Origin of the sequence: Actinokineospora cianjurensis, from assembly GCF_003663795.1 — a bacterium.
In the GTDB taxonomy this organism is placed as follows: Bacteria; Actinomycetota; Actinomycetes; order Mycobacteriales; family Pseudonocardiaceae; genus Actinokineospora; species Actinokineospora terrae.
Map to the genome: position 1 here is coordinate 1,208,381 of NZ_RCDD01000002.1, position 17,065 is coordinate 1,225,445.

13 protein-coding genes are annotated in these 17,065 nt (G+C 70.5%); 4 read left to right on the top strand and 9 right to left on the bottom strand.

Translation table 11 applies throughout. The features are described 5' to 3' along the window. Positions 1–272: 272 nt before the first annotated feature. Positions 273–578: a DUF6191 domain-containing protein gene (locus CLV68_RS19805; RefSeq protein ID WP_211346656.1), complete on the bottom strand. Its 306-nt coding sequence runs from the start codon at positions 576–578 to the stop codon at positions 273–275. Positions 579–711: 133 nt separating this feature from the next. Here CLV68_RS19805 and CLV68_RS19810 point away from each other — a divergent pair, with 133 nt between their 5' ends. Then, on the top strand, positions 712–1,368 hold the full coding sequence (locus tag CLV68_RS19810; protein ID WP_121392271.1) for a hypothetical protein: 657 nt from the start codon (positions 712–714) through the stop codon (positions 1,366–1,368). A 67-nt stretch (positions 1,369–1,435) separates the two neighbouring features. On the opposite strand, the gene CLV68_RS19815 is transcribed toward CLV68_RS19810, so the two are convergent. From CLV68_RS19815 to CLV68_RS19830, 4 genes are all read right to left on the bottom strand, one after another. Continuing rightward, positions 1,436–4,408, bottom strand: coding sequence for an amidohydrolase family protein (locus CLV68_RS19815; protein WP_121392272.1), 2,973 nt, complete (start codon positions 4,406–4,408; stop codon positions 1,436–1,438). 57 nt (positions 4,409–4,465) lie between these two features. Beyond that, positions 4,466–6,043 carry an outer membrane protein assembly factor BamB family protein gene (locus tag CLV68_RS19820; protein ID WP_121392273.1) on the bottom strand — a complete coding sequence of 526 codons (1,578 nt, stop codon included), beginning with the start codon at positions 6,041–6,043 and terminating at the stop codon, positions 4,466–4,468. 340 nt (positions 6,044–6,383) lie between these two features. Further along, complete coding sequence (locus CLV68_RS19825; protein WP_121392274.1) at positions 6,384–7,154, bottom strand: SDR family NAD(P)-dependent oxidoreductase; 771 nt, start codon at positions 7,152–7,154, stop codon at positions 6,384–6,386. A gap of 69 nt (positions 7,155–7,223) precedes the next feature. Further along, on the bottom strand, positions 7,224–7,751 hold the full coding sequence (locus CLV68_RS19830) for a riboflavin biosynthesis intermediates N-glycosidase (RefSeq protein WP_121392275.1): 528 nt from the start codon (positions 7,749–7,751) through the stop codon (positions 7,224–7,226). A gap of 22 nt (positions 7,752–7,773) precedes the next feature. On the opposite strand from CLV68_RS19830, the gene tenA reads away from it, so the two are divergent. Beyond that, positions 7,774–8,448, top strand: coding sequence for a thiaminase II (gene tenA, locus CLV68_RS19835; RefSeq protein WP_121392276.1), 675 nt, complete (start codon positions 7,774–7,776; stop codon positions 8,446–8,448). Between the two features lie 338 nt (positions 8,449–8,786). Next, a complete protein-coding gene (locus CLV68_RS19840) occupies positions 8,787–12,293 on the top strand; it encodes a S8 family serine peptidase (RefSeq protein ID WP_170224456.1) in 3,507 nt (1,168 codons plus the stop codon). 127 nt (positions 12,294–12,420) lie between these two features. Here the strand turns inward: CLV68_RS19840 and CLV68_RS19845 are convergent, their stop codons facing one another. Together CLV68_RS19845 and CLV68_RS19850 are read right to left on the bottom strand one after the other, a co-directional pair. After that, on the bottom strand, positions 12,421–13,431 hold the full coding sequence (locus CLV68_RS19845) for an isopenicillin N synthase family dioxygenase (protein ID WP_246009984.1): 1,011 nt from the start codon (positions 13,429–13,431) through the stop codon (positions 12,421–12,423). Between the two features lie 61 nt (positions 13,432–13,492). Further along, positions 13,493–14,692 carry an exonuclease domain-containing protein gene (locus CLV68_RS19850; protein WP_246009985.1) on the bottom strand — a complete coding sequence of 400 codons (1,200 nt, stop codon included), beginning with the start codon at positions 14,690–14,692 and terminating at the stop codon, positions 13,493–13,495. Positions 14,693–14,835: 143 nt separating this feature from the next. Between CLV68_RS19850 and CLV68_RS19855 the strand changes: the two genes are divergently transcribed. Continuing rightward, positions 14,836–15,420, top strand: coding sequence for a dTDP-4-dehydrorhamnose 3,5-epimerase family protein (locus CLV68_RS19855; RefSeq protein WP_121392280.1), 585 nt, complete (start codon positions 14,836–14,838; stop codon positions 15,418–15,420). A gap of 160 nt (positions 15,421–15,580) precedes the next feature. On the opposite strand, the gene soxR is transcribed toward CLV68_RS19855, so the two are convergent. Both soxR and CLV68_RS35280 read right to left on the bottom strand, forming a co-directional pair. Continuing rightward, positions 15,581–16,045 (bottom strand): redox-sensitive transcriptional activator SoxR, encoded by a 465-nt coding sequence (soxR, locus tag CLV68_RS19865; RefSeq protein WP_121392281.1) that lies wholly within the window; start codon positions 16,043–16,045, stop codon positions 15,581–15,583. Positions 16,046–16,110: 65 nt separating this feature from the next. Then, on the bottom strand, positions 16,111–16,404 hold the full coding sequence (locus tag CLV68_RS35280; protein ID WP_246009986.1) for a class I tRNA ligase family protein: 294 nt from the start codon (positions 16,402–16,404) through the stop codon (positions 16,111–16,113). Positions 16,405–17,065 lie beyond the last annotated feature (661 nt).

A 17,065-nucleotide genomic window follows, 5' to 3' on the forward strand; every position in this document is an offset into this window, starting at 1 on the left:
TGGGACCTGGGACGCCCCCCGGAGAGGGTGGGGGCTGGGGCAGGACTGGCGTGCGCGCGCGAGGCCGTTGAGGTGGGGGTAACGGCGGGCGGTGGAGGTGCCTGGGAGCGTGGAGGACGCGGCGGGGTTGCGGCGGGCGTGGCAGGCGGTGCCTGGGCGCGGTGGAGGACGCGGCGGGTTGCGGCGGGCGTGGCCAACGGTGGTGGGCGAATCGGTTGGGGGTGGGGTGAGCCGACCAGTGGTGCTCGAACCGTCTCGCTCTCGTGGGGAGGTCAGGGTGGAGGGGTGGGATCTTTGGGGGGGGGGGGGGCGAGGGTGATGCCGTTGGTGAGGTCCCAGGGGCGGGCGGCGGAGGAGTCTTCCTCGCGCATCATGGACATGGTGTCGCGGTGGTCCAGTTCCATGCGCTTGCTGCCGTAGAACAGCGCGGTGAACTCGTTGACGTAGGTGGCCGTCACGCGGGTGCCGTCGAGGCCCTTGGTGCGGCGGCGGCGGCGGAGTTCGTAGGTGCCGAGGGCGACCAGGGCGACCGTTGAGCCGGGGATGCTCAGCGACAGGACGACCTCGACCGCGTTCACCCCCGCTCAACGGACGGGGCGGGCGACGGGTTCCGGACAGATCCGCGACAGCGGTCCCTGTGATCTACCGGGCGGTGTACGGGCGTTGCTACCCTCGACGGGGCAGTCGAGCCTAACTCCCGGGGCGTTCACCATGTATTCCGAGCTGTTCGACGCGATCGAGCGGGGCGCGGGCGGGTGGGTCGCCGACTGGGCGCGGACGGCGCTGGGTGAGGTGGTCAGCGGTGCCCGGCCCGTGGCGGCGGTCAGCCACCCGCTGGGGTTCCTGTGCGTGCCGGTGTACCGCGGCGGGGACGACGGCGTGTGCGTGCACCTGTGGGAGCCGGGCCGCGGGCAGGCTCCGCTGACGACGTCGCCGACGCACTGCCACAGCTGGGACCTGGTCAGCTGGGTGCTGCTCGGCGGGCTGCGCAACCGGACGATCCAGGTCGAGGACACCGCCGACGCCACCCACCGCGTGTTCCAGGTCCGCAGCGACGCCGACGGCGACACGATCGCGGCGACCGACCGGCTGGTCCGCGCGCGCGTCACCGCCACCACCGAGCACCACGCGGGCGAGCGCTACGCCCTGCCCGCCGGGATCTTCCACGAGACCGTCATCCCCGACACCGAACCCCTCGTGGCCACCGTCGCCCTCGGCAACAGCCGCCCCGGCACCGCCGACCTCTCCCTCGGCGGCCTGCGCACCAGCGACCACCGCGTCACCCGCCACCACTGCGACCGCGCCACCACCGTCGCCGCCGCCACCACGATCCTCAACGCCCTCACCGACCACCACGTCCCCGGCTGACACCCGGGTTCTCACCGAGCAAGGGCCGGTGACGGGGGCGCGGCCGAAACCGCGCCCCCACCGGTGGTCAGTGGAACGGGCCGAGCAGGTCGTCGACTGTTCGCGGGGTGCCGTTCTTGATCACCCACTGGACGTTGGCCAGGGCGGAGATGTCGCGGGTCGGGTCGCCGGTGACGATCAGGAGGTCGGCCAGTTTGCCCGGTTCCACGGTGCCGAGGTCCTTGTCCACGCCCAGTTGCCTGGCGGGGAGCAGGGTCGCGCTCTGCAGGACCTGGAACGGCGGCACCCCGTACTTGGCCATGGACCGCAGGTTCAGGTGCAGGCTCACGGCGGTCGTGTCGAGCGGGGCGTCGGTGCCCGCGACAACGACGGCGCCCGCGGCGAGCAAGCGCTTGATCACGTCGATGTCGCGGCGGGCCTGGGCCGGGGTGCCGTCGAGGAAGCCGCAGGGGCCCAGACCTTGGGCGCACAGGAGTTTCGCGTGCAGTGCCTGCTTGTCCTGGGTGGTGAACAAGGCGCGCACCCGCGGGTCGTCGACGATGCCGGGGTCGTCGGCGAGCAGTGTGCTGGCGCTGAACAGCGTTGTGCTGAACGGCATCCGGCCGCGCGCCGCGAGTTGGAGGACGTCCTCGTACGGGCCCCCGAAGGACGCCTCACGGGCGAAGCCGAAGCCCCACTTCGACGGGCCGAACAGGTGCTCCTTCGAGTCGACGCCGTTGGCGATCGCCGGGTACAGGTAGTGCGATGTGGTGCCGATGCCCTGGCGGTGGGCCTGGGCGGTCACCTTCGCCTGCCAGTCGACGCGGAAGCGTTCGTAGGTCTTGACGAGGTCGTAGTCGAGGTCGCGGGCGCGGCTCAACTCGAGGGCGAGTTGGCGTTCGTCGCGGACCGGCCGGGAGAACTCCCAGTTCAGCCGGGTGCCCTCCAGCATCTCGCCGGTCATGAAGTACCGCGGGCCGACCCGGGTGCCCGCGGCGAGCGACTCCCGGTCCTCCACCGCCCGGTACACCGCGTCGCCGGTCGAGCGGGTGGCGGTGATGCCGTAGGACAGCAGCAGGCGGCCTTGGCGGTCACCGAAGGTCTTCGACCGCATCTGCTGGTGGTTGTGCACGTCCACCAGACCCGGCGTGACCGTCGACTTGCTCGCGTCGATGAAGGTCCACCCATCACGCGGCCGGTCGGCGCGGTGGGGTTCCACGCGCTGGATGCGGTTCCCGACAACAAGGATGTCCACATTGGTCCGTGGCTGAGCGTCACGACCGTCCCAGAGCTGCCCGGCGTGGATGACGAGCCGGGTATCAGGTCGTTGCTGGCGGTAGGTGAACCGAAGCGGAACGTCCTTGCTTTCACCGTCCACTGTGGTCGTCCTCAGTGAACCGTTGTGCAGGTACAGCAGGGTTCGTGAGTCGCCTGCCCAGCTCGGCGCGTCGCTGGCCTCGGTGGTGATCCGGCGCGCGCGTCCGGTCGGTGTGCCGTCGGGGGCGACCGGCAGGACCCACAGCACGCTGTCCATGGAGAAGGCCAGCCACCGACCGTCCGGGGAGAACACCGGCCCGTCGTCGCCCCGGGTGGAGACGGACCCGAACGGCGCGGGTTCGACGACCTTGCTCGCCCCGGTCGCGAGCGTCACGAGCTGGATCTGGTTGCGCTCAACCGAGTTCACCGTCAGCGCGAGCACCTTCCCGTCCGCCGACCAGCTCGGTTTGCCCGGCACGCTGAAGGATCCGGGCAGCACCGGGGTCACCGCGCCGGAGGCGACGTCGACGGTGAGCGTCTGGTTGGTGTGGTCCTGGAACGCGAGGGTCCTGCCGTCCGGGGACCACGCGGGGGCGAACTCGGCGCCGTCGATCGAGGTGATCCGCCGGTGCAGGCCGGTGGCGACGTCGAGCACGTAGAGGTCCTCGGTGCCCGCCTTGTCGGAGGCGTAGGCGATCCGCTTGCCGTCGCGCGACCAGGCCGGGTCGATCTCGTAGGCGGCGTCCGAGGTGATCTGTTTCGGGACCCCGCCGAGCGGCGCCACCCACAGGTCGTTGAGCGCCTTGAACACCACCGACCGGCCGTCCGGCGACAGCGCGGGTCCGACGATGCCCCGCACCGGTTGTGGTCGCCCGGTGTCGAAGTCCCGCGCCTTCGGCTGGTACCGGTCGCGGCGCAGGGTGAACGTTGCGCGGAACGGCACCGTTTTGCTCGACCCGCTGGCCGCGTCCGTCGCCACGATGGCGCCGTTCGCACCGTAGACGAGTTCGGTCGGCGACGACCACCGCGCCGGGAAGGGGAACACATCGGTGAAGGCGCCGACCTGGCGTATCACCCCGGCCTGCCACACCTGCACCGTTCGACCACCCTGGCCGGTGCGCAGGAACGACAGCTTGCCGTCCGGTGACCAGGACGGCGCCGCAACGGTGCCTTGCGCGGCGGGAACGAGCGTGGTCACCGCCCCGGTGGTCACATCGATGCTCTCGATGGTGTTGCCTTGCACGTAGGCGATGCTGCGCCCGTCCGCTGACCAGGTGGGCTGGTTCTCGGCGGTGGTGGCGGTCGTGATCCGCCGGGGTTCGCCGCCCCGCACGTCCACGGTCCAGATGTCCTCACCACCGGCGCGGTCGGAGCTGAATGCGATCTTCGTGCCGTCCGGCGACCACGCGGGGTAGGTGTCGTCGTGCTCGCCCCGGGTCAGCGGCCAGGACGAACGGCCGTCGGCGGTGACGAGGCGGATGCGGAACATGCCATCGGCGAGGGACTGGACGGCGATGAGCTTGCCGTCCGGCGAGAACGACGGCCAGTACGGGTCGAGGTTGGTGCCACCGATCGCGGTAGCGGTACCGCCGTCGCGGGGCATGGTGAACAACTGGCCTTGGAGATCGAAGAGAATGGTGCCGTCGCGAGGTGAGGTAGCCACGGCCAGGTTGGTGCCCTCGGTGACGGTGACGTCAACTGACACAGGTTCGGGTTGGCTTGCACGGGCCGTGGACGTCGGCAGCACGGCGAGGGTGAACGCCAGTGCCGCGCCCCCGACCCTGCGGAAGGTCGGTGAGGTCATGTCGCTCCATGGCGCGCTCCGGCGCCAGGGCAGTCCCCCGGCGCCGGAGCGACTAGGTCAGAGGCCGAAGGCGAGCAGGACGTTGCCGTGGTCGGACGGGTAAGAGGGCCAGTAGCCGGACTGGATATAGAGGATCCCGTTGGCCACTACAGCCCCTCCGTTGCCGGAGATGGCACTACCTCGGCCCGTCAGCCCGTTCACGCCCTGGAAGTCGCGGATCGTGTCGAAGGTCCACAGGACCTTGCCGTCCTTGGAGTCGTAGACGCGCATCTTGCCGTCGACGCTGCCTTCGTAGACAAGGCCAGGGCTGGACGTCACGGCTGGGGTGTGGGCACGCTTGCAGACCGTGGGGTGCTGGGCAGCGCCACCGGTCGTGCAACCGTCGGCAGGGCTCTCTGTCTGCCACACGACATCGCCGTTGGCCGGGTTAAGAGCGAACAGAGTGCCCGGGTTGGCCCAGTTGGTGGCCACGTAGATGTTGCGCCCATCGAAGCTGGTACCCCACTGAACGCCCGAGAGCCCACCACCGGGCATCGGCACGGACAGTTGACGGCGCCAAGAGGGCTCGCCAGTGCGGGCGTCGAAGGTGTGGAAGACGCCGCTCTTCTGGCCGATCCCGACGTAGGTGCGGCCGCGAACCTGGAACAGGGTGGGCGTGGCGCCGAGGTCGTAGTCCAGCGCGGTCCCCTCCTTCTGGCCCGGGCAGTAGCCATCGGCGTCGGGGAACCCGCAGAGCAACCGCCAGGTGTCGGCCTTGGTGACCTGCTGCTTCCACTTGACCGCGCCGGATCGGGCGTTGAGCGCGAGCAGCGTGTCGAAGTCGCCGGTCGTGCCGGAGTAGAGGTTGCCGGTGCCGACGTAGAGGGTGCCGGTGCGCTCGTCGATGACCGGGCTGCTCCACACGCCCGCGCCGGACGGTTCGTAGCGGGTGGCGCCGCTGGGCCAGGTGCCGACCGCCTTGGGCTCCGGCACGGTGAAGTAGCGCCAGGCCAGCTCACCGGTGTCCGCGTCGAGGGAGTCGATGTGGCCGCGGAAGGTGCAGCACGGGTAGTTGCGGTCCGGGTTGATGTTCTCGCCGCTGGATGATCCTATGTAGACACGACCGTCGTGGTACAGCGGCGAGCTGGTGTGCTGACCCGCCACGTGCGGCTCGGTGTCCTTGGCCCACACCAGTTTTCCGGTGCGCTGTTCCAGCGCGTAGACGTAACCGTTGGTGTCGCCGAAATACACCTTGCCCCTGGCCACGGACGGTCCGTCGATGACGACCGCGCCGGGAACCACGGCGCCCAGGTCGAAACTCCAGCGGGCGGCACCGGTTCGGGCGTCGAGGGAGTGGAACTTGCCGTCAGGGCTGCCGAAGTAGATGGCGTCGCCGACGACAGCGGGCTGGCTCTTGGCCGGGAACCCGTTCTTGGGGTAGGCGAACGCCCACTTGAGCGACAGCTTCCCCGCGGTGCGCTGGGTGATCCGGTGCTCGGCCGCGGCGAACCGGGACCCGCCCTTGTCCCCCGTCCAGCTCGGCCAGTCACCGGCGCGGTGGCCGCCGGTCTCCTCGCCTGCGGCGGCGGTCTGGCCGCCGACCAGCAGCACCGCGAGGGCGGTCAACGCCAGCGCGCGGCGTTTTCGGTGCGACACAGGCACTCCTCTGGGTTCGTGAGCCGCCGGTGGGGCCGACTCGACCTCGGGAGGCTCGGCGGTCGTGGCGGCTGCGCGGCCACCAGTCGGTCCAGTCTTGGACCGGGTCGCGCGGGGAGACCAATCACGGCGCGGGGATGGCCGGGTGCTATCGCCTTTTCAGGTGACGGCCATCCCGGTGACCAACTGGCGAACCCGGTCCGGGCGCCGAGGCAGGCGGACCACCGCGCGGGCGCCGCGCACGACCAACTGGGAAGAACAAGCTCCGGCACCGGTTTCGACGCGGGGTCGGATCCGATGCCGGAGCGGGGTTTTGAGTCAACAGTCGGAGGCTAAACGGTCATTTCGCCGAGAAGCCGCCGTCGACGAACAGCATCTGGCCGGTGACGTAGGCCGCGGCGGGCGAGGCGAGGAAGACCACGGCACCCGCGAAGTCGGACACCTCGCCGTTGCGCCCGACCATGGTGCGCGCGGCGAGGCCCTCGATCTGCGCCGGGCTGCTGTAGACGTTCTCGGTGAGCGGGGTGCGCACGAACCCGGGGGCGACGGAGTTGACGCACACCCCGCGCGACGACCACGCCTCGGCCTGCGAGCGCGTCAGCCCGGCCAGACCCGCCTTCGCCGCCCCGTACGCGCCGCTGTTGCCGAACGCGCGGATCGCCTGCTGGGAGGTGACGTTGATGATCCGCCCCCAACCCGCCTCGGCCATCAGCGGGCCGAACCGCTGGCCGAGCACGAACGGCGCCTCCAGGTTCGCGCGCAGGGTCAGGTCCCAGTCGGCCTCGGTGAGCTCGTCCATCGGCGGGCGCAGGTTGACCGCGGCGGCGTTGACCAGGATGTCCGGCGCCCCGTGCCTGCCGATGACCTCGTCGGCGACCCGGTGGACCTCGGCCCGGTCGGACAGGTCGGCGCTGATCCAGTCGGCCTTGCCGATGGTGAGCAACTCCTCGACGGTCTCCCGCAGCGCGTCCTCACGGCGGGCCACCACGACCACCTCAGCGCCCGCCCGGCCCAGAGCGAGAGCCATACCGCGGCCGATGCCGGAGTTGCCCCCGGTGACGACGGCGCGGCGGCCCGCGAGGCTGAACAGCTGGTCGAGGTAGGCGGACATGCGTGCTCCCGTGGTCGGCGGCGACGAGCCAGTATCGCACCGGCGTCGTCGCTGGTCAGGCGTTAGGTGTCAGGCGGTCGGGTGCTGGACGGAGAGGATGTCGCGGGTCTGGCCGAGGGCGCGGCCGAGCAGGTTCAGGCCGGGCCACCGGGTGGGGTCCTCGGCGCGCGGGTCGTCGGCGGTCAGGCCGATGCCCCAGACGGCGTCGAGTGGGCTGGCCTCCACCAGGACCCGTTGGCCGGTGCCGAGCAGGTAGGCGCGCAGGTCCGGGTTCTGCCCGAACTTGGCGACGCTGCCCGCCAGCACGATGTCGTACCGGTGCGCTTCCCACAGCTCGGGGTCGAACCCGCGCACCGTGCGCCCCAGGTCTTTCGCTTGCGCGGGGTGGGCGGCTTGGAGGATCTGCTCCGCGCGGTCGTCGTCCTCGAAGAGCTTGGCCTTCCGCCACATCATGTAGTGCTCGGCGGTGGCGAACCGGACGCCGTCGACCTCGCTCGCGGCGGGCCACCACTGGCTCAGGCACCCGCGCCCGATCGTCCCGTCCCGCTCGGGTCGGTGCCCCCAGAAGAACAGGAACTTGTCCCGCTTGTCGCCCATCCGCGCAGGCTAGCCTGGCCCCATGACTGACGGGAACCAATTTAAAGCCGCCCTGTGGTCCGACATCGAACACATCTACCGGGCCATCCTCGCCCACCCGTTCATCACCGGCCTGGCCGACGGCACGCTCCCCCGCCCCGCCTTTCAGCACTTCATCACCCAGGACGCCCACTACCTCCGCGACTACGCCCGGGTTCTTACCCTGTGTGCCACGAAAGCCGCGCACGACGACGACGTAGCGATGTTCGCGTCCCACAGCGCCGGGGCGGTCGCCGCTGAACAGGAACTGCACGCGTGGCTGCTCGCTGAGTTGGGCACTACGGCTGAGGACGCTGCTGATGTGCCGGTTATGCCTACCACGTTGGCTTACACGAGCTATCTGATGGCTTCGGCTTACCGTGGGTCTTACGCGGAGGCAGTGGGGGCCGTCTTGCCCTGCTATTGGCTCTATGCGCGGGTGGGGACTCACCTACGGGCGGCAGGGTCACCGGATCCGTTGTACGCGCGGTGGATTGAGGCTTACGCGGATCCGTCGTTCCAGGACGTGACGAATGAGGTGCTGACGGCTGCCGCGCGGGTGGCCTGGGAGTCCTCGGCCGGGGTGGAGATCCTGATGCGGCAGCGGAGCCTGGGGGCGGCTCGGTACGAGTACCTGTTCTGGGACGCGGCGTGGCGCCTAGAGGAATGGCCGGTGTAAGAGGCCGCATGACGCACTGTTTCGCCTGCCCGACAACAGGACGGGGGCATTCGGGGTAGAAGCGGCAGGTTTGGGAACTTGAGCAACCTCGAAGCACCGACACGGCGTTGGATGGGCAAAGAGTCGTCGTGAGGAGAGGGTGCATGCGAGGACACAGGCGAGGGATCCTCGCCGGGGTGGCCGTTCTGGTCGCCTCGGTGGGGATGGGGGTACCTGCTTCGGCAGCGCCGCCTGCGCAGGGGACGCACACGGATGGCGGCGGTACTAGCCGGTTCCAGGTCACGTTGGTGACTGGGCACCAGGTAGAGGCCGTGCGTGACGTCAGTGGGAGGTGGAGTGTGGGGCTGGCGCCTTCTGGGCCCGCCACGCAGTACAGCACCTTCAGCAAGCAGCGCGGTAAGACTACCGACGTCTACTTGGTACCACGGGCAGCAGCGGCGTTAGTGCAGGCCGGGGTCGTGGACCGGGAACTGTTCAACGTCACCGGTTTGGTCCGGCAGCAGTTCGACGACAAGCACACCAAGACCGTGCCACTGCTGGTGGAGTACGGGCAGGGGGTCGCGGCGGCCGCACTGGAAGGCGCGAAGGTCGAACGGGCGATGCCGACGCTCGGGTTCACCGCGGTGGCGGAGGACAAGGCTAACGCGGGCCGGTTCTGGGCGTCGATTGCCAGGAACGGGTCCGCCTTGTCCGGTGGGCCTAAGAAGGTCTGGCTGAACGCACGGTTCACCGCGAACCTCGACCAGAGCGTGCCGCAGATCGGGGCGCCGACGGCGTGGCAGGCAGGGCACACCGGCAAGGGTGTGACGGTCGCGGTGCTCGACACCGGTTACGACACCGGCCACCCCGACCTGGCCGGGAAGGTGACGCAGAGCAAGGACTTCTCCGGCAAGGGCAACGTCCAGGACGGTCACGGGCACGGCACGCACGTCGCCTCGACGGTCGCGGGCTCCGGGGCCGCGTCGGGCGGCAAGTACAAGGGCGTCGCGCCGGACGCGTCGCTCGCGGTCGGCAAGGTGCTCGACGACGGCGGGTCCGGGTCGCTCGACGACATCCTGGCCGGGATGGAGTGGGCGTCCGGCGAGGCCAAGGCGAAGGTCGTGAACCTGAGCCTGGGCAGCTACCCGACCGACGGGACCGACCCGGCGTCTCAGGTGGTCAACACGCTCACCGCGCGCGACGGCACGCTGTTCGTCATCGCCGCGGGCAACTACGGGTCCGACGAGGCCGTGAGCAGCCCGGCGGCCGCGGACTCCGCGCTGGCGGTCGGCAGCATCACCAAGGGCAACGAGCTCTCCGAGTTCTCCAGCCGCGGCCCCCGGGTGATCGACGGGGCGGTCAAGCCGGAGATCGCCGCGCCCGGTAGCGACATCGTCGCGGCCAGGGCCAAGGACACGAACCTCGGCGGCAACGTCGACGAGAACTACGCCCGGCTCTCCGGCACGTCGATGGCGACCCCGCACACCGCGGGTGCCGCCGCGCTGCTGGCGCAGCAGCACCCGGACTGGCAGGCGGCCAAGCTGAAGGCCGCGCTGGTCGGTACGGCCGCCGCGGTGGGCGACAATGGTGTCAACGCTGTCGGTGGCGGTCGCGTCGACCTGGTCCGCGCGACCACGCAGGCCGTGCGGGCGGAGCAGGCCACGGTCAACAGCTACCTGAGGTGGCCGTCGACCGCCGTGGACCAGCGGAAAGTCACTTACACCAACGACTCCTCGACGCCGGTGACGCTGAAGCTCGACCTCGCGCTGCGGGACAAGACGGGCGCGGTTGCCCCAGCGAAGCTGGCCAAGCTGTCGGCTGCCACGGTCACCGTTCCGGCTAAGGGCAAGGCGGACGTCACGCTTACCCTGACTCCGCGCGCGGGCACACCTGGTGTCTACAGCGGCCTCCTGTCGGCGACCACGGCGGACAACGCGGTGAAGGTACGCACGCCGGTCGCGGTGCAGGACGAGTCGGAGCGCTACGACCTGACCATCAACCTCAAGGACCGCACCGGCGCGGCCACGACCCAGGGCCACTTCAGTGCCATCAACCTCGACACCGGCGCCTGGGCGTTCGGGACCCCCGGCGACAAGCTGCGACTGCCCCCGGGCACCTACGCCGTCGGCGGTGACATCGAGACCCCGCGCGCGGGCCAACTGCCGTCGCACACGCTGTTCACGAACCAGGCGTTCAAGCTGGGCAAGGCGAACAAGTCGGTGACGTTCGAGGCCAAGGAGGGCAAGCGGGTCGCGATCAGCGTCGACCAGCCCGAGGCGCGCGGCGGCGTGTGGACGTCCCGGTTCCAGTACAAGGTCAAGACGACCGCCTACCCGTACACCGAGAGCTGGGGTTTCGACCCGCGCTTCAACGAGGTGTACGCGTTCTCCGCCCGCGGCGTGACCTCGGCGGGCTTCGGCTACGCGGACAACCTGCGGCTCGAGCAGCCGGAGCTGGAGCTGTTCGGCGAGGGCAGCCAGTCGTTCGAGACGGTCGCGTTCTGGCTGCGCGGCTCGGCGACGCCCGTGCTGGACGAGCGGCTGCCGGTCGTGCACGGTGGCGCGGGCACGCCGGAGGACCTGGCCAAGATAGACGCAAGAGGCAAGTTCGTCGTGCTGGAGCTGTCCGGCGATCTGACCTACGAGGAGGCGTACGAGCGGATCGCGGCGGTCAAGCAGGCCGGCGGGAAGTTCGTGGGTCTCCTGGCAGTGGAATCGGCCGCGCTCTTGGCGCTGGATGACGATGAGGAGCCTCTAGCGGCATTGCCAACCGTGCAGCTCTATGAAGAGCCGGGTAAGAGGTTCGCTGCTGCGGCGAAGGCAGGCGGGCTCACCGCGCGGTTCATCACTCGTAACTCCAGCAAGCACCGCTACGAGCTGTCTTACCCCGCCGAGGGCAAGGTCCCCGCGACGCTGGTCCGGCAGGAGAAGACCGCCAACCTCGCAGCCGTGCGGATGGCGTACTACGAGGGCACCGAGGCCGAGCCGCCGATCAGCTCCGCGTGGGTCGAGGCACTCGGCACCGAGATCGGCACCCAGTGGGGTCTACCGACGGTCGCGAAGGCCGAACGGACCGAGTACTACACGCCGGGCAAGTGGCGGCTCACGGTCGGCAGCTGGTGGGGTATCGCCGGTGAGGGCCAAGAGCGGCTGACCTTGGAGCGGGGTAAGAGCTACCGCGTCGAGTGGGGAGCCTCAGTACTCGCGCCCGCGTTCCCGGGCGTTACCACCAACGAGCTGGGCAACGACCACCCGTGGGTGTGGCGCCAGTACGAGCTGCTGGACGTCACGGTCCCGTTCTTCACCGACCCGTCCGGGCACGCCAGGGGCGCGGACACGTGGAACGGCTCCGACACCGGCACGACGACGCTCTACCGCGACGGCAAGCTCGTCGGCACGCAGAACAGCCCGGGGCGCGGTGTGTTCGTCGCCCCCATCGACGACAGCACCTACCGGCTGACCACCGACGTCACCCGCGACCAGCCGTGGTGGCCGACCTCGACGAAGATCACCGCAGACTGGACCTTCAAGCTGCCCCAGTCCCGCAACACCGCGGCCCCCCTGCTGACCGTCGGCTACCGCCCCCAGGTCAGCCTCGCCAACACCACCCCCGGCAGCGGCGAGTTCACCTTCCCGGTGACCGTCACCCGACAGGACGCCGCCCCCACCATCACCACCCTCACCGTCGACATCTCCTACGACGACGGCACCACCTGGACCCCCACCCGCCTGACCCGCGACGGCGCGAGCTGGAAGGCCACCGTCACCCACCCGCCCACCGGCTTCGCCTCCCTCCGAGCCAAGGCCACCGACACCACAGGCAACACGGTGGACCAAACAGTCATCCGCGCCTACCAGATCCGCTGACCACAAGACCGCAGGCCCCGACGTCCCCCACGGGCGCCGGGGCCTGCCCTTGTGCTGAGGCAGGCCGGTGCCGCGCCGTGTCGAACAGACCCGGCCGGATCGCCTGGTGAGTGAGTCCCTTGTGGACTCAGATGGCGTCGGACCACCAGCGTTCGGCGACCTTGGGGTGGGAGCGAAGCCAGCCGAGGAGGGCGTTGGCGCCGTAGGCGGAGAGGAGGGGGTTGTTGGCGTCCTGGCTGATGCCTCGGGCTGAGGCGGCGAGGTCGGCGGGTAGGGCGATGGGCTCTACTACGGCGTCGAGGCGGGGGCCTAGGAAGAAGGGGACCGAGTAGCGGTCTACGCCGTCGGGGGGTGAGATGACGCGGTGCTTTGTGGCGATCAGGTAGCCCTGGGTGGCGATTTCGAGCATTTCGCCGATGTTGAGGATGAAACTGCCCGGGATCGGGGTGGCGTCTACCCAACCGCCGTCCGGTAGTTCTACCTGGAGGCCGCCGATGTTGTCCTGTTGGAGTAGGGCCAGGAAGCCGTAGTCCTTGTGCGCGCCGACGCCCTGGTCGGTTCCGTCGGCGGGGCGGCCGGGGTAGCGGACGATCTTGGCGTGGGTGGCGGCCTCGGCGTCGAACCAGGCGTCGAAGTAGTCCTCGGGTTGGCCGAGGGCGGCGGACAGCGCGCGCAGGACCTCCTGGCAGACCCGCTGCGCCTCCGCCTGCCAGGCCAGCGCCACCTCGCGCAGTTCCGGCAGCGCGGCTGGCCACTGGTTCGGGCCGATGAGCCGCAGCCACACCGGGTCGTCCGGGCCCAGGTCCAGCGCCTCGCGCTCGGGGCCGACGTCGATCTGCTCGCGCCAGTCGCGCCTGCCGCCGGTGTACTCGTGGCCGGTGCGGGTGTAGCCGCGGAAGTGCGGGGTGTTGACGTTCTCGATGGCCAGCCGCTCGGCCTCGGGCAGCGCGAAGAACCGGCGGGCGACCTCGAGGATGCCGCTGGTCAACTCCTCGGGGACGCCGTGGCCGACCACGTAGAAGAACCCGGCCTCGTGCGCGGCCCGGCGGATGTCGGCCAGGAACGCGTCCCGGTCGGCGGCGGGGTCGCGGAACCGGGAGATGTCGATCAGCGGCAGGGTGGTCTCGGCGGCGCTCACCCTGCCGAGGGTAAGCCGATCCGGCCCAGGTGGGCCCGCGTCCCACATCCCGGGCGGTCCACTAAGGAGCCAGGACGGCCAGCGCGCGGACGAAGGCGGCCTCGTCGACCACCGGCACCCCCAGCGCCCTGGCGTCACGCGCCTTGACCGACATCGTGTCCGGGTCGGCGGCGGCCACGACCCTGGTCTGCCTGCTCACCGCCGTCATCACCCGCAGCCCCGCGGCGGCGGCCCTGGCGGTCACCTCATCTCGGTCCGCGGTCATCATCCCCGTCAGCACGACCTTGTCGCCCGGCCGCAGCACCAGGCCACCCACCGTCGGCGCCGGGTCCAGGTGCACCTGGTCGCCCGCGGCGGCGACCGGGTCGAGTCCCAGCAGCCGGGCGACCAGGTCGACGTCGGACCGGTCCCGCTCCCCCGTCGCCGCGGCCACCTGGGCCAGCGCGCGCAGGTACGTGTGGTGGATCGCCAGCACGTCGTCGCGCCGCAGCCCCAGCCGCGTGGCCACCCCGACCAGGGCGTCGGCGTCGGCGGCGGAGATCCGGCGGTCGAGCAGGGCGTCGTCGAGGACCGCGAAGTAGGCGTCGACGACCGGCTCCTCGTCCCGGGGCAGCTGCTCGACCAGCCTGGCCAGGAAGTGCGGCTCGACGTGGTCGGCCGGGCGCCGCTGGGCCGGGGCCACCACGTCGCGGGGCAACTCGGGCCAGTCCCACGCGGCGGCCCGCAGGTGCTCGACGGTCGGCTGGACGGCTTCCGGTGCGATGGCCAGCATGTGCCCCAGCAACGCGCCCGCCGCCATCGCGTCGTCGCGCGCGGTGTGCCAGCGCATCGCCGGTAAGCCCGCGGTGGTGCAACAAGCGATCAGCGATCGCCTCGACTGCGGCATGACCGCACTCGCCGCGCGCATCGTGCACAGACCCGCTGAATCGTCGAACGGTGTGTCCAGGCCGATCCTGGTGAACTCCGCGCGCAGGTGCATCGCGTCGAACGGCCAGTTGTGCGCGACGACGACACGGCCGCGCAACCGGTCGACCAGGTCCCCCGCGATGTCGGCGAACCGGGGCGCCTGCCTGGCCTCCGCGGCGGTGATCCGGTGGATCGCCTGGGGGCCGAGGTCGCGCTCCGGGTTGAGCAGCGTCGACCACTCGCCGGTCACCGCACCGCCCTGGTCGAGGTGCACCACCGCGACCTCGGCGATCCGGTGCCGGTGGGTCGCCTCGATCCCGGTCGTCTCGGTGTCGACCACCGCGAACCCGTCCACGCCGCCTCCGTCGTCCCGCCGCCCGTGCCCGCCCATTGGACCATCCGGGACCGACAACCGGGCTGGGCCACCGGGGTCAACCGACTTGACCTGAACCCGAGTTCAGGTTCGAGCATCAGGTGGGGCGTCAGTGAGGAGGGGTCATGTTGTCGAGGGTCCTGCGGGTCGACGGTGCCGTCGAGTTCACCACCGACGCGGTGGGCGACCGGCGTGGTTTATCGGTGTCGACCTACCAGGAAGAGGCGTTCACGGCCGCCGTCGGCCACCCGTTGTTCCCGGTCGCGCAGTCGACCACCACACGGTCGCGCAAGGGTGTCGTGCGCGGGATCCACTACCAGCGCCACACCGCGAAGTACGCGTACTGCCTGCGCGGCAAGTCACTCGACTTCGTCGTCGACACCCGCGTCGGGTCCCCCACCTTCGGCCGCTGGGACTCGGTGATGCTCGACGACCGGCACTTCCGCGCGCTGTACCTGCCAGCCGGGGTCGGGCACCTGTCGGTCACGCTGGCCGGGGAGACCACGCTGACCCTGCTGACCTCCGCCCCCTACGACGACGACCGCGCCGACGCGCTGTGCCCGGTCGACGCGGGGCTGGACCTGCCGATCCCGCGCGGGCTGACGCTGGCGATCACCGATCGCGACCAGGCCGCGCCGACGCTGGCGCAGGCGCTTGCGGCAGATCTGCTGCCGGAGTACGCGGTCAGGGTTGACCTCAAGCTGGGTTGAGGTCCTACCGTTCTGGTTGCGCGCCGTCAGTGTCCTAACGCGACGGCGAGAACCGGTTCGACGGCAGGTGCCAGGCGGGTGCCCTGCTCGACCAGCTCACGCGGCGGTCCCTCGTCCGCCGTGTGGGGGCCGGAGGGGGCGCCTTGTCCGGGGCGCCCCCTCACCCCTCGCCCGGCTCGGTCCCCCCGGGCAGCAGGACACGGGGGCCGGAGCCGCTGACGCCGAGTCGGTCGTCGGGGTTGGCCAGGGAGCAGTGGCTCATCGACAGGCAGCCGCAGCCGACGCAGTTGGCGAAGCTGTCGCGCAGGTGCACGAGCAGCCGAATCCGTTCGCTGAGCTCGTCCTGCCAGCCCTGCGACATCCGCTTCCAGTCCCGCCGGTTGGGCACCCGGCCCTCGGGCAGCCGCTCCAGCGCCGCCCTGATCTCCATCAGCGGGATCCCCACCCGCTGCGCGATCCGGATCAGCGCGACCCGGCGCAGCGTGTCGCGGTGGTAGCGCCGCTGGTTGCCCGGGGTCCGCCTGCTGCTGATGAGCCGCTGCCGCTCGTAGAAGTGCAACGCCGACACCGACGTCCCGCTGCGCCGCGCCAACTGCCCGACGGTCAACTCCTCCCCCTCGCTCATACCGGTGATCATCCCATCGTGCCGCGGCGGCCGCGACCGTCCCCGACCGGAACTGGCAGGTCGGGCTAGTCCTCGAACCGGGGGAACAACGGCAGCGGCGCGGGCAGCGCGCCACCGACAACCGTGACCTGGGTGGCGATCCGACGAGCCGCCTCGGGCAGGAACGGGGTCAACTCGTCGGCAACCAAGCGGATCATGCTGACGGTCCGGTTGACCAGGTTCCCCAGACCGTTGGCGAGGTCCTCGTGGTAGCGGCCCACCAACCGCTCGACGGTGAAGTCGACGTCACCGGTGCGCGGGACCTCCCGCACCAACCACCACCGCAGGGCATCGACCCCGACCCGCTCGACGACACCCACGGGGTCGATCGCGGCCAGTAGACGGCGTGGAACCGGACGATCCCCTTGCCGATCACGTGCGTGCGGCTGTCGGCTCCGACCCACCCCTCGCGGTAGGCATCGCTGTCTGCAGCCCCCTTGACGAACGACAGCACTTCGTTGCGCCGCCCCGGCGGCTCGATCCGGAGCTCACCGGACTCCCTGGCCAACGATCGCCCCTCTCAGAAGTTGGCCCACCGTGCCCCTCTCAGGCGCGGACTCCAACGTGCCCGCCTCGGGCATTGGCCCTAACCCGGCCTTCACAGACGTTGGCCCCCACGCGCCCCTCTCAGGCGTTTGCTCCAACGTGCCCCTCTACAACGTTGGCCGACAACCGCTCCTCGGAGGCGCTGGTGCCAAGCCGGCTCGATGGGGCGGACTTGTTTTGTGTGGGGGGACAGCAGCCGTAGCGTTGTTCGCGGCAGGGCCTGCTTTTCGGCCCCTGCTTTGTGGTTCTGCCACGGTTGTTGTAGGGGCCCTTGACCTCAACCGGTGATCGCGCCACCGTGTGTGACCAGCAGTTCGTTCATCTTCTCCACGGGTTTGTACCAGTCGAGGGTCTGTCGGGGCCGTCCGTTGAGTTCGCGGGCCACCTCGTCGAGGTGGGCCTGGGAGTGAACCGAGAGATCGGTGCCTTTCGGGA

Excerpts from the sequence above, each read along its gene's own strand:
- CLV68_RS19810 (WP_121392271.1), top strand. The coding sequence starts at position 712 with ATGTATTCCGAGCTGTTCGACGCGATCGAGCGGGGCGCGGGCGGGTGG.
- CLV68_RS19815 (WP_121392272.1), bottom strand. The coding sequence starts at position 4,408 with ATGACCTCACCGACCTTCCGCAGGGTCGGGGGCGCGGCACTGGCGTTC.
- CLV68_RS19825 (WP_121392274.1), bottom strand. The coding sequence starts at position 7,154 with ATGTCCGCCTACCTCGACCAGCTGTTCAGCCTCGCGGGCCGCCGCGCC.
- CLV68_RS19830 (WP_121392275.1), bottom strand. The coding sequence starts at position 7,751 with ATGGGCGACAAGCGGGACAAGTTCCTGTTCTTCTGGGGGCACCGACCC.
- tenA (WP_121392276.1), top strand. The coding sequence starts at position 7,774 with ATGACTGACGGGAACCAATTTAAAGCCGCCCTGTGGTCCGACATCGAA.
- CLV68_RS19855 (WP_121392280.1), top strand. The coding sequence starts at position 14,836 with ATGTTGTCGAGGGTCCTGCGGGTCGACGGTGCCGTCGAGTTCACCACC.
- soxR (WP_121392281.1), bottom strand. The coding sequence starts at position 16,045 with ATGAGCGAGGGGGAGGAGTTGACCGTCGGGCAGTTGGCGCGGCGCAGC.